Origin of the sequence: Vibrio neptunius, from assembly GCF_000967495.1 — a bacterium.
GTDB classification, from domain to species: Bacteria; Pseudomonadota; Gammaproteobacteria; order Enterobacterales; family Vibrionaceae; genus Vibrio; species Vibrio neptunius.
In genome coordinates, this window is sequence record NZ_JXXU01000021.1 from 40,933 (window position 1) to 55,670 (window position 14,738).

A 14,738-nucleotide genomic window follows, 5' to 3' on the forward strand; every position below is an offset into this window, starting at 1 on the left:
CATCGCTGAATCTATATCCAATGACGTTGCTAGTAATCAGTGCCAAATCATTAAAATCACATGACTTCTTGGGCTCCAACAGGCGGGTTGAGGAACACACTCCTTTATCTTGGCGCACTCAAACCGAAGGGGAAAGCTCAAATTGCTTTGCGACAAAGTCCAAAAAGACCTTAACTCGTTCAGGTTGGTACTGACCGCCTCGGTACAAGGCTGTCAATGGAAACGTCATCGCAGCAAAGTCTCCCTTAAGTTTTTGCAATTCTCCTCGCTGGACATAGGGTTCAGCTAGGATATCAGGCAAGTAGCTGGCCCCCATTGCCGATAAGGTTAATTGACGGATGAGCCTGGGGCTGTTGCTTTTGAAAACAGCATTGACCATCCGACTGCGCTGGGTAGTTTCCGATGTGTCCGCAATGGGCCATCGCGCAGTTGGGTGCAGGTTACTATCGATCAGACACGGTAGGGCTTCTGGCCTGTCAGCATATAAATGAGCGAGTTCCGGCGCCACGTACACGGTGCTTTGTAGAGACATGATCGGGCGGTAATGCCAACCAGAATCTTCAAGGTCACTTGCGCGAAAGGCAATGTCAATGGCCTGCTCAACCAAATCCACTTTTTTATTGGTCACCAAGATGTCAATCTGAATCTCGGGAAATTGTGCGTGAAAGTCCGGAATGAGAGGGCTAAGCAGCTCTTCAGCAAATCCTTGTGACGCTGTCACACGAAGTAACCCAGACGCGTTTTTTTTATGGGAATGGATCTGGCTGTATAGCTGATCAAATTGGGACAATAGTTGCTGTGCTTGGTGATAGTATTGCATGCCCGGAGAGCTAACAGACAGTTTACGAGTAGTGCGATGGAACAAAGTCACTCCAAGCTGCGCTTCAACTTGATTAACATACTTAGACGTTAAGGATTTAGATAAACCCAAGCGCTCGGCGGCAGCAGTAAAAGAACCCGTTTCAATTACCGCCACAACTGTTCTCATACCATCAATAGTATCCATTAATTATCAACATATTGGAAAATATCATTCTATGATAATACGGTTTTTCTAGGGCGCAAGGTGTTCTTAAATAGAGCAAACTTTATGATTAGGACATTCGATATGATCACACTTTATTGGCATCCTCTTTCTGGTCACGCCCACCGCGCTCACCTGCTTCTGGGTCTACTCAATTTAGACTTTAAACTCGTTAAGGTTGATCTGCCTGCTGGCGAACATCGGCAACCAGAATTTTTAGCTCTAAATCCCTTTGGTCAAGTACCGGTACTGGTTGATGGCAAGACGGTCATTGCGGATTCCAACGCGATATTGGTCTATTTGGCCAGCGTTTACGATGTCAAACAGCAATGGCTGCCACCCTCGCCAGTCGACCGCGCCCACATTGAGCAGTTTCTGTCCCTAGCAGCCCATAGGCTAGCAGGCTCCTTAGCCAAGCTGCGCGCCGCCAATATGTTTCACCGCCCAATCGAGGGTGATACGCTCAAGCAAGAGGGGATTACCTTGCTGACGCAGCTGGATAACTACTTATCTGACCGGCAGTGGCTGGTAGGCCTAACCCCCACTCTGGCCGATCTGGCGATTTACAGTTATACCAAGCTCGCACCTGAAGCTGGCCTAGACCTAACAGGCTACCCGAGGCTTAGCACTTGGCTTAAACGGGTCGAAGCTTTACCGCGCTTTATTCCCATGACCTTATCCAAGGTGGGGCTAAACCAAGCCATCAACGAGGCTCATTAAACCAGCAAAAAATATTCAACTCACTCTATTGTCACGGACTAATGGGCAACGCCAATACCACTACTCGCACAATCAGGGTTGACCATTCCAATCAGCAAAGGCGATTTGATGCCATCAACCAGCCAATATCAACGATGAGCAGAGAATCCCTTTTAGTTGCTTAACAAGAACTCTTCTACTTTGCTGGTCACACATAACGCGAGCGGGGAGAGCGTTCGTGGGTGACGATTCAACCCACGAAAACTCTTTCATCGTTTTATGCCGCGGTTGGCGGTTCGACAGGCAAAGTAGTGTTAGTCATTTTCGCGATCAATCCACTGACTCGCTGACGCATCTGACGACGATCAACAATCATATCGATCGCCCCATGCTCCAACAAAAACTCACTGCATTGGAAGTTTTCGGGTAGTTGTTCACGCACGGTCTGCTCGATGACCCGACGACCAGCAAAACCAATGATAGCTTTAGGCTCACCAATATTGATATCCCCAAGCATCGCTATGCTGGCAGAGACACCACCAAATGTTTGATCAGTGAGCACCGAAACATAGGGCAACCCATGGCTCGACAGTCGGTTAAGCGCTGCGCTGGTCTTAGACATCTGCATTAGCGACATCAATGATTCTTGCATCCGCGCGCCGCCACAAGCCGAAAAACACACTAAGCCGCAATTGGCATCAATTGCGGCTTCTACTGCTTTGACAAATCGAGCACCAACCACTGCACCCATAGACCCTGCCATAAATGAAAACTCGAAAGCGCACGCAACCACCGGCATCCCAAACAATGCACCTTTGATGACCACTAGGGCATCCGTTTCACCCGTGGCTTTCTGTGCCTGAGCGATACGATCTTTGTAGTGTCTCAAGTCCTTGAAGTTCAACAAGTCTTGCGGTTCCAAGTCTTGCGCGAGTTCCACTCGAGGTTCTTTGTCTAAAAAGCTGTCCAACCGACACCGCGCTTTGATTCTCATGTGATGATCACACTTAGGACACACACCCAAATTTTCTTGCAACGCTGGTCGGTAGAGAATTTGGTCACAAGAGGAGCATTTAGTCCAGACGCCCTCTGGAATTAATGTTCGACGAGTACTAATTTTGTTTTTTCTATCAAAGAGGTTTTCTAACCAACCCATGGGAACCTTTTTCCAATAACTCATAAATCAACCATTGTATAAGCCAATTATTGATAATAAAGTGGGCTTTATTGATTTAATAATCCAACATTATGGGATTAATAGTGCTAGATAAAATCGACCAACAATGGCTCAACAGCTTTCACTGCGTTTACGAAAACAACAGTTTCAAACGGGCGGCTGAATTGCTAGGGTTGCCTTCTTCCAACATCAGTCGCCACATCGCTTTGCTGGAAGAGTGCTTAGACACTCGGTTGTTTCATAGAACAACACGGCGTGTCAGTCCAACAGACGCAGGGGAACACCTTTATGTGCGAACCCAGCCTCTTTTGAACAAACTCAATGACGCACTTGAAGAAGTGACCCAATATTCTCAGCAAGTGCAAGGGCAACTAAAAGTGCTCATGCCCGATTCGCCCGCATTGTCTGAGGCCGTTGTCTCATTCTGCCATCAACACCCCTCCATTTCTTTGTGCTGCGACACCAGCATAAGCCCCAAAGATGACCTTCTGGATGGCTTCGATATTGTCATCAGCTTTCAACGCGGGAAGCTAACAGACTGCAACTGGGTGGCAAAAGAAATCATCCGGTGGAAAAGTGTCGTGGTGGCTTCTCCGGCATGGCTTGAACGATACCCAGCGCCGTTTCATACCACCGACTTAAGCCGCGTACCCTGCATCACGACCTATACTGCGTTAAATGGTAGCCCTTGGGTATTTGAGAATGCCACCGGTGAATTAATCACGCAGAAAGTGCACTCGACGTTCAAGGTCAATAGCGGCCACCTCGCCAAAACAGGCGCTCTTGCAGGACTGGGAGCTTCCTTACTACCCATCGAGTTCTGCCAGCAGGAATTAAACGCAGGCACTTTGGTTCAAATAGACATGGAGTACCCTCCAGCGGATTTGGTGCTATACGCCTTTTATGCCTCACGAAAGCATCTCGCGAAGAAAATACCCATATTTATTAAACATTTACAAAGTCAATCTACGGTTCACAAACAGCTTTAGTCTGTACAAGATACCAAAGGGGCGTTTCAGAAATGAACAAAGAAAAGGGTAAGTGGAAGAGAATCAACGAAATAGGCGCCCTTAATAGGACGCCGCAAGTTAACTCACAAAATCGTCACGCCATGTGCGGGAACCCACATAAAAGTATGAAACTCATACGTCACGATCACATCGTGTAGATCATCAGGTCGACTAGCATCGAGTCCCGATACAGGTCCAAGGTTGACCGTCCAGCACGCATGAGTCGGATCAGTAATGGGTTGGCCAGCAAAGTCAAAGTTGGTGACCTGATCCCCTCCATCTTTCTGTGACCAGTGGATAACACGACGCTCATAGTCCACTAAATCAGCACGGACCCAGTGATAATCCCCACCCCACTGTGCTTGAGGATCACCCTGGAAGCCAGATTCCGGTGGCGAAAATACTAACGCGACAAAATGCCCATCCACTCCTTGTCGATACTTAGGGTCGTCGAATAAATCGTCAAGAGTTTGATGTGGCAAGGCTACTAAACCATCGAGTTCCGCATTGCGCGTAACAATATCTGCCGTCATCGCCGTGGACCATGGCGTCGACCCTGCACTAGCGCGCCCCGGCTGTGGAAATGAATTCGAGGCAATGTTGGTGCCGTAGGCATAGCAATTGTTATTGGGCTGGTTCTTATACGACATGAAATTGCCATCACAATTACGCGCAGGATCATACGCAGTAGAACGGCCAAATACTGTCGGGCCATATTGAGCAACAGGACCCCACTCTGCGTTAGGCGGCATAATGGTAGTCGGTGCAACAATGCGCCCTTGTGTCAGCAGCAAAGAACCGTGGTAAGGACAATTGGGTGTGATGCGTCCGCTGTACTTGATTCGTGTCATGGGTGACTCCTTTCAGAAGGATAAAGTTGCACGGACACCTGTTGGTCCGCATAGTTATAAACGGTCAGCTTGATTTTTGTCAGTTGCGGAGTGGACGAAGAGTCGCTCAGCTCTAACCAAGAGGCTGCGCCGCTGGAATGGCCAGTCTGGCTGGCCCACAAGGGGACCTGATCTCGACTGTAAAACACCAGGTTGCCGTCATTTTGCATCGTCAAAGTACCAGGCAACGCTTCTGTCGGTAGAGGTTCTGGTAATTGCCACAGGAGTTCGTTGTCACTGTTGCGAACCAGGCGAGGTCCATGATTAGGATCATTGTACAAACTAGCCATGCCATCAAACGTCATCAGGTGTTCCCCGGGTAGCAGACTCGGATTAACTCGGCTGTCGAGGCGGTTTGTGTTTTGCATTTCTCCCGCCCAATTGGTCTGAAACAGACGATTGACAGTCCCTTCAGGCCAGCCATGCAGTTTCTCCAACGCCAACAGCACGGTTAACTTGACCAAGCCAGCCATCGGCGTCATATCTGCAGATGAAACAACCCCGACCTGAGGCAACCAGGCTCCGGCTGCATAAGCACTATTATTGACAGTTCCAGCAATCACCTGACTGGCGTCGACGAGTATTACACCTTGTTGATGCGCAGCAGCTAAGGCCTGATAGATCGCCCCTTTGGATGGTTCATCTGGACAACCTGAGGGAAAGTTCCCTTCACCATAGGATTCGAGAATGATTCCTCGCGTTCCTGCCGAGACCAACGCGTCAACGATTTGAGCCAAAAAAGCTTGAGGTGGAGCGATTCGATAAGGCGCGGGGAACGCATTAAGCTGGCTCACCAAGCTGGTGTTCATCTGTACACTTAGATCATTAATTTGCGCACGTAGGCTATCGCGAACCGAAGGGTTGTCAAGACTGACAGCGTGATTGACAGGGCCTGGCAAACACCGTTGATTCTCAATGGTAAAGGCCACCCCCGCTTCTGCCAAGTACGGATAATTGGGCGATTCAAAGGCATTAAACTCACTGGCGTTTGTTTTGAGTACTCGGTTACCACGATACAGCCGATTTTGAAAATAAACCCCCACTTCTGCAATTCCCGTCCGCGCTGCTGCAATCGCACCGCACAAGTTCTGATATGCGTCGGTGTTGAAATTAAGCTGGCAAGGCATGCCATCAGTTTGATGAAACAGCGGCACTTGTGAACCAGTGACGATCACAGGCTTGCTCAATACCGCCACCCCGACACCTCGTTCGTTCAGGCCATTAAGTAAAAAGCTCAGCGCCGCGCCGGAAAAGTCCATACTGTCTGTTCCATGCAAGACCACAAACCCATCCATTTCCTCATAATGTGCCAAAATGGCTTCAGCCATAATGCACCAATCGCTCGGCTGCAGGTTAGTGCTGTCTAGCGTGTGAGTCGATGAACCTGGAAACGCGACATCGACTAAATAGTGGAGTTGGATCTCTGGAAATTCGGCCCGAATGACAGGATCGACCCATACATTGCAGGCTTGAGCAAAGGCCGACGCGCTCATTGGTGCAAGTGGTTCACCGACACAACTGATGGTGCCGCCAGTGTTAATGATACCAATATTCATAGTTGCTCCTTATTGACCACGCATGCACTGGGTTCAACGATAATGTCTAATTTGGTCATAGTGGCGTCTCCTGAAAGGACTGCAATGGCTGAATTCGAGGATTTCCATTGACCTGATATCGACACCTAGGTCGTCCCCTGTCAAGGGAGAACACGGCAGTGGCTTGAGTGAAAAATTCGCTGCCAATGAACTCAGTTTCTCGACAGATAGAGAGTTCGGTTTGACCATAGTATTGGTCAGACAACAACTGCTCGACTCCAGTCTGATTCGGCGAGAGCTGAAGCATCGATTCAGCTCGATTCAGACGTAAATAGGTGCTGTGATTGGCTGGATAATGGACGGAGTCAGGTTGCAATCGAAAGTGGTTGGTTGACACGAAAAAACCTTCGTCACGACAAATGGTACGCACGGGCCGCTGGTTGAAGGGGTTAGGCATGTATTCAATGAAAATTGCTACTTTTCGCGTGTGAGTATCGTCGGCCCAACCAGTGATCAGTGCGATATCCGGCGCAGGAAACGGCGTGGCCCTCCCCATGGATAAATAAAACTGCGTCAGATGCATTGCAGCCTCGGTGGCATTGGTATAGTCGCGTATTGTGGCTTCGTAGGCTTCAAAAAGTGCCTGTACTTCTCCTTGATTGGTGGAATAGTTAGCCGCAGTGGTAGTGTAAGAATCTGCGGCCACAAAGCTAACGCCTGCATCGTTTGATCCAGCCCAAATCCCTTCACTGCCATCGCGTGTCATGGCGATGTAAGATTCCACTCCGTTTTGACCAGGTCGCACTTGTGGTTGGTGAAAGTGCGTCACTGGAATGAGATCGCACTGTTTAAAGGTAACCAGTTGATTGCCGTCAAAAACGGCCCCTATGGTACACATAATGAGACTCCTTTCTTGGACGAGCTCTATCGAGCCTGACCCTGGGACCCAGGGCCTAACGTCAGAAGTCTAGTTAATAAACGGGGCGATGATTATGCATGAGATCACATATCAAAGTGCACATTTTGAAACATCAAGCTGTCTTGAAAACCGCCGTTGTTGTTCCATTTAAGAACTCATTGACAAGAAGAAGAATCCCCTCATTGACATGGTTTGATTGTTTATGGACAAGCCCGCGAGATCACACTGCAGTAGACTCCCCACTCACCGCTTTGAAGTGCTCAATGCCATGCTCAAACTGGTCATCACTCAAATCGATCAGGCGTGGTATCTTGACACCGTTAGTCGTACTCAGATGCTCGTGGATAAGGCCTTGCAAGTGACCATGCTGAAGGAAGCAAAACGGCGGACTCTGCGCGACTTGAACCTCTAGTGCACGCCTAACCGCATTACACCTAGCAGGCAGTGACTCGTGTGTATCTGGGGCGCTCTCCAACCAAAGTTCAATCACATTTTCTCCAGAGGTTGATTGATAACGCACCAGTAGTGCGTTCTGGAGGAAAGTCAGCCCCTCCAGCGTATTCAAAACAAACTCTGGGTAGAGGTTTTGCCCCCTAATTTTAAACTGTTGGTCAATACGACCAACGATCGCCCCAAGCCTCGGTGATGTTCGTCCACAAAGACAGGGGGCTCGGTAAAGACCACTAGCAATATCACCTGTCGCATACCGCACAGCCGCGAAACCGCGAGGTTGGGTCAGTGTCGTGACTACCACCTCGCCAGGCTCGCCTTCAGGAACTGGTAACCCCGTCTGAGGGTCAAGTAGTTCGACGTACAAATACTCATCGTGGATGTGGAAACCTTGATGCTGCTGACACTCGAAGCCGATTGACCCAATTTCGCTACAGCCGTACTCGTTGATGTAGGTCTCAAACTGCCACCAGGTTTGTACTTTATTCACCGTCGCGGTAGGTTGAAACAACGCATCAAACGTCGGGCATGCCGCAAAATAAGCTTTACGAGGCAGGGGAACATGCTTAGGGAAATCGGGGCCGAGTTCGGCAGCCATCTCCTCAAGAAACAAGGGGTTGCCTACGATAGCGTCAGGGCGATGGTAGTTGAGAATATCGACCACCCTCTGCACACGCTGAGGAGAACAACGAAAAACACTGATCCCAAGTTGCTTAGCAGCTTGGTTAATGAGTGGCCCCAACGTAAACATATCGTTGTTACTTAATGTCTGAAGCAGACGGTCTCCCGATTGCAAACCCAGTTCACGTAGCACCCGAGTGATAGAGTCGACCCAGACCATTTCTTGCAAGCGATGGACGGGCACATCGACGGGGCGTCCAGTCGTCCCTGATGAGCTAACGTAATCGACAGCATCATCACGGTCCATAATCTCTGTCCAATGATCACGCAGATGCGTTTTACGTACCACTGGCAAGTCCGACAACTGTGTCTCCTCCAAGCCCGTTGAGGTTTGTTGCCCCCAGTGCTTTCGGTAAAAAGAACGTTCAGAGGCATAAGAAATCGCACGCCGCATCTTATCCGGACTCATTGTTCCACCTCGTGCATAATTGAAGAACGTTTACGAAACACTGAGACAGCCGAATACATGTAAGCACGTTCCACTTCGCTCAGTTTCGCACTGAGCGAATGATCTAAGCACAAATCTGCGGGCCAAGTAGTGGCACCCTGCCCCATCATAGAGCGGTTCACTATCACAGCACCTCGCGGTAAGCTGTGCACCAATCGCTGCAAAAAAGGGCCAACGGCCTGTCTGGGCACGCACTCCATTGCGTTTGACAAAGCCAACTTGTTGAATTGACCTTGCTGCTCCGGCCGAACCACCCATTTGGTCAGATCTTCCGTGACGATGTTTAGTCGGTCTAAATTGGCCTTCACCTTGTCGTACACGCCTTCTTTTAGGTAGGCAGCTCCAGCAAGATCAGGTGGGTTGCGACCAAATAGGAGTTGCGTCATTAGCGGATTGTGTTTGAGCAAGGTGGTGTCAAACGCGCGAGCAATTTTGCGTCTAAGATGTACCGCAGGCGACTCATGTTTTTCCAGCGCTCGAGAAAACCCTTCACCATACACCCGACGCAGCGTTATGTTGTTGACACATAGAGCTAAAAATGTGCGCCAACGCTGCGTGTCGAAGTGTTGGCGATAAAACTCTCGCTGTTCCTCAAGGGTCTCTATTGCCATCAATGCGTCAAACAGATTGGGCGAATGAGTCACATAGTGCAGGATTCGTCCCGTCCAAACGCTGAGTCGATCAGTGCGACCGGCTTGATTGACCCCTTTGGCCACCAAATTGAGATGCTTATTCCAATAATCCTCAACATCTGGGCTGAGATTGGATTTCAGGGTTGACCATCCATCCAGACGGTCACTGCTTGACGCAGGTAAATCGCCCAAAAATTCGCGGCAGGCTTGTCGATCCCAATGGGTAATAGCCGCACACTTTAGTGCCAATAAGGCTGACTGACTAGCATTGATATCTATGGCGGTCACCTGCTGAGGTGCCTCGGCCAAAAACCGCAATGCCGAACAGCCTCCTGAAGTGATTGTCAGTACTCTGTCATGAGGACTTAGAGCCAAGGCCTGGAGGTCCACCGACACATCTTCTCTGACTTGACCGTATAGAAGTGGTAGTGTCGAAGTCTGGGAAGTCGATAGCGCATACAATCCCCCCATCAGTTCGCCTCCTTCGGAACAAGATCAGCCATAAGCTTGGTACGTCGTCGAGCATGTTGCTTTAGCCCAAGCAAGGCCAGTGCGGCCAACACACTAGGCACGAGCAACACTTGAAAAATGTCCTGATAGCCTAGTCCCCACTGAAGTAAACTCGCTCCCATCATAGCACCAGCGATTCCTCCTGCTCTTCCCATGCCTAGCATCCAAGATACCCCGGTTGCTCGCGCTGACGTTGGGTAATGGAGCGCAGCAATGGACCCCATCGACGCTTGAGCACCATTCATCACAGTACCAGCCAGCAAAATAGCCAGTCCCAGCCAATAGATATCTGACAGGTAAGCAATAGAGAATAAAAATACACCAGTCATGAAGTAATTGAACGCAACGATATAATGCGGCGTGAGGCGATCCATTACCCAACCCGACACAAGAGTACCGACAGCACCACCCAGCGGGAACAAGGCAGTGAGTAGCGCCGCATGGCGTAGATCATAGCCTGCCTCTCCGATCAAGATTGGCATCCAACTGGTGACGACATAAAAAATCAGCAACCCCATGAAGTAGGCAAGCCAGAGCAAAAGTGTCGCCCCCAATCGAGAACGCGCCACGATGACTCCAACAGGATTTCCGACTGACTGACGAGGAGCGGTATTCGCAATGCGGTGCGGCCAAGCATGACCTAGTAATCGCTTTAGCGTTTTCGTGATGGCCTGATGAGCTTCCGGCTTTTGTAGCAAAAACAATACGCTCTCTGGTAGCCAGCGGCAAAGAGGAATAAACAGCAACAGTGGCAGCGCTCCACCCAACAGAAATACGCTCTCCCAGCCCCAGTGAGGCACCATCCAAGAGGCCAGTACCCCGCTCATTGCAGCACCAAACGGGAAGCCACAAAAGACCGCATTGACCATGAAAGCCTTGTGTCGCTCAGGAGCAAACTCAGACACTATAGTCAAGGCGTTCGACATGGCTGCACCTATCCCCAGTCCAGTACCAAATCGCCACCAAGCAAGCTCAGCAACAGAAGTTGCTTGAGTGGTTGCTAAACAACACAAACCAAAAATTAGCACCGAGACCAGAATGATTGGCTTCCGGCCAAGACGATCAGACAAAGGTCCAGATGCTAAGGCTCCCAGTGCAAGCCCAACTAACGCAGCGCTCATGGCCAGTCCCAGGTCTGATTTTTCAATCCCCCACTCTTGGAGGATCTGAGGGGCCACATACCCCATCAAGGCCGTATCAAAACCATCCAAAATCAGTATGGCTAAACACAAAAATAACACAGAAGCGTGGAAAGCATTCCACTTCGCGGTTCTAACCGCGTGAGAAATTTGAGTTGAAGCGGTTTCGCTCATAACAACACTCATGATCCTAAGTTAAGCGGGGTGATGATGTCACCCCTATTTATCACTGGACATCCAGTTCAAATTGACGACGGGCACGACGGGAATCGTCATGGTCGTAAGGCGGCACCTTGAACGTTTGCAATTCACTACTGTCAATAGGCTCAAATGCGGCAATTGGCTGGCGGCCAGCTATGGTGACACGCTCCATATGACGATGATTAGGGTAATAATCATGCACCGCTGCGTGCTGCACTGAGCGGTTGTCCCAAAGGACCAACATGTTCGGCTGCCAACGATGGCGATACTGATACTCCAGCACTGACGTAACTTGAAACAGTTGTGCCAGTAGAGCATCACTATCTCGTTGACTCATGCCTTGGATTGCCCGAGTGTAGCTTTGATTGATGAACAACGCGCGTTTGCCTGTCGTCGGATGTTCAGTGACAATAGGGTGCGCAATCGGTGGGTATTCAGCTTCTTTTTGGCGCAGCATTGCTTGGCCCGAAGGCGTATTGGGGAACAGGAACTTATACGGCGAAAAATCGTGGATCGCTGATAATCCCTGAACATACGTCTGCATCTTGGTCGACAAAAAATCGTAGGCGGTGGTCATACTACTGAAGCAAGTGTCGCCTCCTATCTCGGGCACCACGCGAGCATAGAGCATGGTCGCTTTGGGTGGGGCAGCTTTGTAAGACTCATCCGAGTGCCAGCGATCGGTCAAGACAGGCGGGTTACCATCTTTATAATCAAACACAATCAGCTCTGGGTGCTGTTCACTGTTTTCAGCAAAAGGATGCACTGTCAATTGACCAAAATAGCGTCCTACCCGAAGAATATCTTCGGAAGACAACGTCTGATTGGGGAATACCAAAACTTGGTGCTCGGCAAGCGCGTCTTCCAGTTGTTGGATCACATCCGTTGATAACGGTTCATGCATAGAAATACCGCTGATCTGAGCGCCAAAAAATGGGCTGAGTTTAGTCAACGAGAAATTAGGGGTACTGCTCATGTTAGACTCCTTTGGCCATCTCAGGCGATGGGTAAGACGAGGACGAAGTAACGCGACGTGTGGCGCAGGCGAATAACAACACGCAACACATCATCATGGGTAAAAACGCGCTGGAAGGCCGTTGCGTTGCGTCCCACCAGACACCACTGACCACAGGCGTGATGACCGCGCAGGTGTAACCAACGGTAAGCATCAATGAAGACACGCGATGCACTTCTTCTTTTGGACTCACTGCACTGGGCAGGCCAAGCATCAGGATCAGCACTATCGCGGAGAAAAAGCCTATCACGGCTGATGCAGCAATCACCGCACTCGATGGCAAGATCACCAACAACAATAGCGCCGCCAACAGCCCAAATGCAGAGACTAAATAGGGCCAGCGAGCATGTGCCACTGAAGGTTTGGCCAACAAAAGCAGTAAAGAAGCTGGTATTTGACCCAGATTCAACGCGATTAAGGCGCTAGCGATTTGCGACGCCAAGCCAATTTCGTCCAAATACCTTGGTAAGAAGAAATTGGTAGCGAAATAGATTGCACAGACACAGCCCATCATGAGACCTAACTTCCATACCTCGCGCCGTCGGAAATCCGGCCACCAAATGTTTCGTTTTCCATTACGTTGTGCAGCTTGGCTTCCATCTGGTGCACCCAAGTAAAAAACAAACGCAATCATCCATGCGACAGCGCCCCAAGCCATATAGGCCTCTCGCCAACTGCCAAGCCAAGGTACCAAAACAGTGTTAGTTAGCGCGACCGGGAACACTTCCCCACCCAACAGCAGTCCATTGACGTAGATAGCCGTAGCAAACACAACATGTTTGGGATACCAATGGGCTACAATAGTTGGCAGCGCAGGTTGCATCAAGGCAACGCCGAGACCAGTCAGAGCGGTGGCCAGATACAAGAAGGTTGCGCTGTCTGCTCCCCCTCGGAGGGCAGAACCTAGTCCAGTGATGAGCAATCCAACCGCCACTGTTTTGACAGCGCCCGTTTTGGTGATCAGCAGAGCACCGAGCATTGCAGCCGCGGCGAATAGCACTGGCGGGATCCCTGAAATCACGCCAACCTGAGTTTCACTTAACCCTAACGTCGCATGGATGTCCGAGATCACGGGTGGTGTAGCTAAGATCGTCAATCGGGTACCTGCTCCGGCCAACCAGAGCAAGACTAAACCTAACCAACCCCTACCCCACTGGGAAATCGGGCCACTATGCGACGGGCTCATGAGACACTCCTTCTGAAGAAAGGGGCGCGATGGCGATCGCTTCGCGCTCAACAAACTGTGCCACTTGCTCTTCCGTGAATCCTAACGTTTGGGTGAGCAAATCATAAGTGTGCTCACCATGACCGGGCGCGACAGCTCGCACGGCTGCACCATCCGGATGAGCACTCATTTGCATTGGTTGGCCCAGTAAGACATAGGATCCCCACTGAGGATGTGTCATAGGGTGGACCATGTTGAGTTCACGCATTTGTGGTTGATTCATGGCTTCCTCTACGCTGAGTACGGGGCCAGATGGGATCCCACGGGCGTTGAGCTGTTCAATAAGCGAAGCACTTTCCCACTGACGTGTCGCCGCATTGATGACCGCCATAAGCCCATGACGATATTGGTGACGGGCTCTCACATCCCGATACTCAGGTTGCTGATCCAGTGGTCCCAATGACAACACCTCACACAACACACGGAACTTATCGTCTTCTGCGGCCGCTAGCGTGATCGTTCCATCCTGAGTATGTACTACGCCCGTCGGCATCAATGTTGGGTGGTCGTTGCCCACACGTTCAGGTTCCTGTCCATCATGGAGCCAACGCGCAACCTGAAAATCCATCATAGCCAAGGTGGATTCAAGTAGTGACGTCGTGACCCACTGACCCTGTTGAGTGCGTTGCCGCTCATACAAGGCCATCAAGACGACGATCGCCAAATTCATACCGGCACTGACGTCCGCCATCGCAACCCCAGTTCGTAGCGGCCCTGACGTATCAGTCCCCGTCACTGACATCAGCCCTGACATACCTTGAATGATTTGGTCAACGGCTGGGCGTGTCGCCAGAGGTCCTTGCTGGCCGAAGCCACTGATACTGCCACAGATGATGGTTGGGTTCAGAGCCTTAAGCGAAGCATAGTCCACTCCAAGACGAAACTTCACCTCAGGACGGAAGTTTTCCAAAACAACATCCGCCTTGGCGACCAAACGCTTGAGGATCGCCTGACCATCGGAAGATTTAAGGTCGACCGATAGGCTCCGCTTGTTACGGTGTAAGTTTTGATAGTCGAAGCCCTCTCTCGGCCCCCCCATACTGTCACCTAGGTCGGTCGGTTCTTCGATTTTGATCACTGTAGCCCCCCAGTCAGCAAGCAGACGCGAAGTAACAGGGCCAGCGCGATGGCGCGTGAGATCAATGACCGTCAGATCAGCCATTGGTAATGCGTTCATAATACG

Annotated in this window: 13 protein-coding genes; 2 read left to right on the forward strand and 11 right to left on the reverse strand. The window is 50.4% G+C overall.

The genetic code is table 11. The features are described from left to right. Positions 1 to 118 precede the first annotated feature (118 nt). Positions 119 to 1,006: a LysR family transcriptional regulator gene (locus tag TW84_RS08155; protein WP_240478154.1), complete on the reverse strand. Its 888-nt coding sequence runs from the start codon at positions 1,004 to 1,006 to the stop codon at positions 119 to 121. Between the two features lie 102 nt (positions 1,007 to 1,108). Here TW84_RS08155 and TW84_RS08160 point away from each other — a divergent pair, with 102 nt between their 5' ends. After that, positions 1,109 to 1,744, forward strand: coding sequence for a glutathione S-transferase family protein (locus TW84_RS08160; protein ID WP_045975164.1), 636 nt, complete (start codon positions 1,109 to 1,111; stop codon positions 1,742 to 1,744). Between the two features lie 256 nt (positions 1,745 to 2,000). On the opposite strand, the gene accD is transcribed toward TW84_RS08160, so the two are convergent. Next, complete coding sequence (gene accD / locus TW84_RS08165; protein ID WP_045975165.1) at positions 2,001 to 2,879, reverse strand: acetyl-CoA carboxylase, carboxyltransferase subunit beta; 879 nt, start codon at positions 2,877 to 2,879, stop codon at positions 2,001 to 2,003. 104 nt (positions 2,880 to 2,983) lie between these two features. Between accD and TW84_RS08170 the strand changes: the two genes are divergently transcribed. Next, the gene (locus TW84_RS08170) at positions 2,984 to 3,889 is read left to right on the forward strand and encodes a LysR family transcriptional regulator (protein WP_240478155.1); all 906 of its coding nucleotides are present in this window, start codon (positions 2,984 to 2,986) and stop codon (positions 3,887 to 3,889) included. Positions 3,890 to 3,993: 104 nt separating this feature from the next. Here TW84_RS08170 and TW84_RS08175 read toward each other — a convergent pair whose 3' ends face one another. From TW84_RS08175 to TW84_RS08215, 9 genes are all read right to left on the reverse strand, one after another. Further along, the gene (locus TW84_RS08175; RefSeq protein ID WP_045975167.1) at positions 3,994 to 4,761 is read right to left on the reverse strand and encodes a hypothetical protein; all 768 of its coding nucleotides are present in this window, start codon (positions 4,759 to 4,761) and stop codon (positions 3,994 to 3,996) included. After that, complete coding sequence (locus tag TW84_RS23725; protein ID WP_052707897.1) at positions 4,758 to 6,356, reverse strand: asparaginase domain-containing protein; 1,599 nt, start codon at positions 6,354 to 6,356, stop codon at positions 4,758 to 4,760. Before TW84_RS23725 ends, TW84_RS08175 begins: the two co-directional genes overlap by 4 nt. A 55-nt stretch (positions 6,357 to 6,411) precedes the next feature. After that, positions 6,412 to 7,233, reverse strand: coding sequence for a C45 family peptidase (locus TW84_RS08185; protein WP_045975168.1), 822 nt, complete (start codon positions 7,231 to 7,233; stop codon positions 6,412 to 6,414). Between the two features lie 241 nt (positions 7,234 to 7,474). Continuing rightward, positions 7,475 to 8,794: a phenylacetate--CoA ligase family protein gene (locus TW84_RS08190; RefSeq protein WP_045975169.1), complete on the reverse strand. Its 1,320-nt coding sequence runs from the start codon at positions 8,792 to 8,794 to the stop codon at positions 7,475 to 7,477. Beyond that, the gene (locus TW84_RS08195) at positions 8,791 to 9,936 is read right to left on the reverse strand and encodes a DUF3419 family protein (protein WP_045975170.1); all 1,146 of its coding nucleotides are present in this window, start codon (positions 9,934 to 9,936) and stop codon (positions 8,791 to 8,793) included. The genes TW84_RS08190 and TW84_RS08195 overlap by 4 nt, the downstream gene beginning before the upstream one ends. Continuing rightward, the gene (locus TW84_RS08200; RefSeq protein ID WP_045975171.1) at positions 9,936 to 11,288 is read right to left on the reverse strand and encodes an MFS transporter; all 1,353 of its coding nucleotides are present in this window, start codon (positions 11,286 to 11,288) and stop codon (positions 9,936 to 9,938) included. The genes TW84_RS08195 and TW84_RS08200 overlap by 1 nt, the downstream gene beginning before the upstream one ends. A 52-nt stretch (positions 11,289 to 11,340) precedes the next feature. Beyond that, positions 11,341 to 12,291: a TauD/TfdA dioxygenase family protein gene (locus TW84_RS08205; RefSeq protein ID WP_045975172.1), complete on the reverse strand. Its 951-nt coding sequence runs from the start codon at positions 12,289 to 12,291 to the stop codon at positions 11,341 to 11,343. 1 nt (position 12,292) lies between these two features. Then, positions 12,293 to 13,516, reverse strand: a complete 1,224-nt coding sequence (locus tag TW84_RS08210; protein ID WP_045975173.1) for an MFS transporter — start codon at positions 13,514 to 13,516, stop codon at positions 12,293 to 12,295. After that, complete coding sequence (locus tag TW84_RS08215) at positions 13,500 to 14,732, reverse strand: CaiB/BaiF CoA transferase family protein (protein ID WP_045975174.1); 1,233 nt, start codon at positions 14,730 to 14,732, stop codon at positions 13,500 to 13,502. The genes TW84_RS08210 and TW84_RS08215 overlap by 17 nt, the downstream gene beginning before the upstream one ends. Positions 14,733 to 14,738: the final 6 nt, after the last annotated feature.

Bases quoted from the DNA above. Each gene is read 5' to 3' on its own strand.
- TW84_RS08155 (WP_240478154.1), bottom strand. From the start codon at position 1,006: ATGGATACTATTGATGGTATGAGAACAGTTGTGGCGGTAATTGAAACG.
- TW84_RS08160 (WP_045975164.1), top strand. From the start codon at position 1,109: ATGATCACACTTTATTGGCATCCTCTTTCTGGTCACGCCCACCGCGCT.
- accD (WP_045975165.1), bottom strand. From the start codon at position 2,879: ATGGGTTGGTTAGAAAACCTCTTTGATAGAAAAAACAAAATTAGTACT.
- TW84_RS08175 (WP_045975167.1), bottom strand. From the start codon at position 4,761: ATGACACGAATCAAGTACAGCGGACGCATCACACCCAATTGTCCTTAC.
- TW84_RS23725 (WP_052707897.1), bottom strand. From the start codon at position 6,356: ATGAATATTGGTATCATTAACACTGGCGGCACCATCAGTTGTGTCGGT.
- TW84_RS08185 (WP_045975168.1), bottom strand. From the start codon at position 7,233: ATGTGTACCATAGGGGCCGTTTTTGACGGCAATCAACTGGTTACCTTT.
- TW84_RS08190 (WP_045975169.1), bottom strand. From the start codon at position 8,794: ATGAGTCCGGATAAGATGCGGCGTGCGATTTCTTATGCCTCTGAACGT.
- TW84_RS08195 (WP_045975170.1), bottom strand. From the start codon at position 9,936: ATGGGGGGATTGTATGCGCTATCGACTTCCCAGACTTCGACACTACCA.
- TW84_RS08200 (WP_045975171.1), bottom strand. From the start codon at position 11,288: ATGAGCGAAACCGCTTCAACTCAAATTTCTCACGCGGTTAGAACCGCG.
- TW84_RS08205 (WP_045975172.1), bottom strand. From the start codon at position 12,291: ATGAGCAGTACCCCTAATTTCTCGTTGACTAAACTCAGCCCATTTTTT.
- TW84_RS08210 (WP_045975173.1), bottom strand. From the start codon at position 13,516: ATGAGCCCGTCGCATAGTGGCCCGATTTCCCAGTGGGGTAGGGGTTGG.
- TW84_RS08215 (WP_045975174.1), bottom strand. From the start codon at position 14,732: ATGAACGCATTACCAATGGCTGATCTGACGGTCATTGATCTCACGCGC.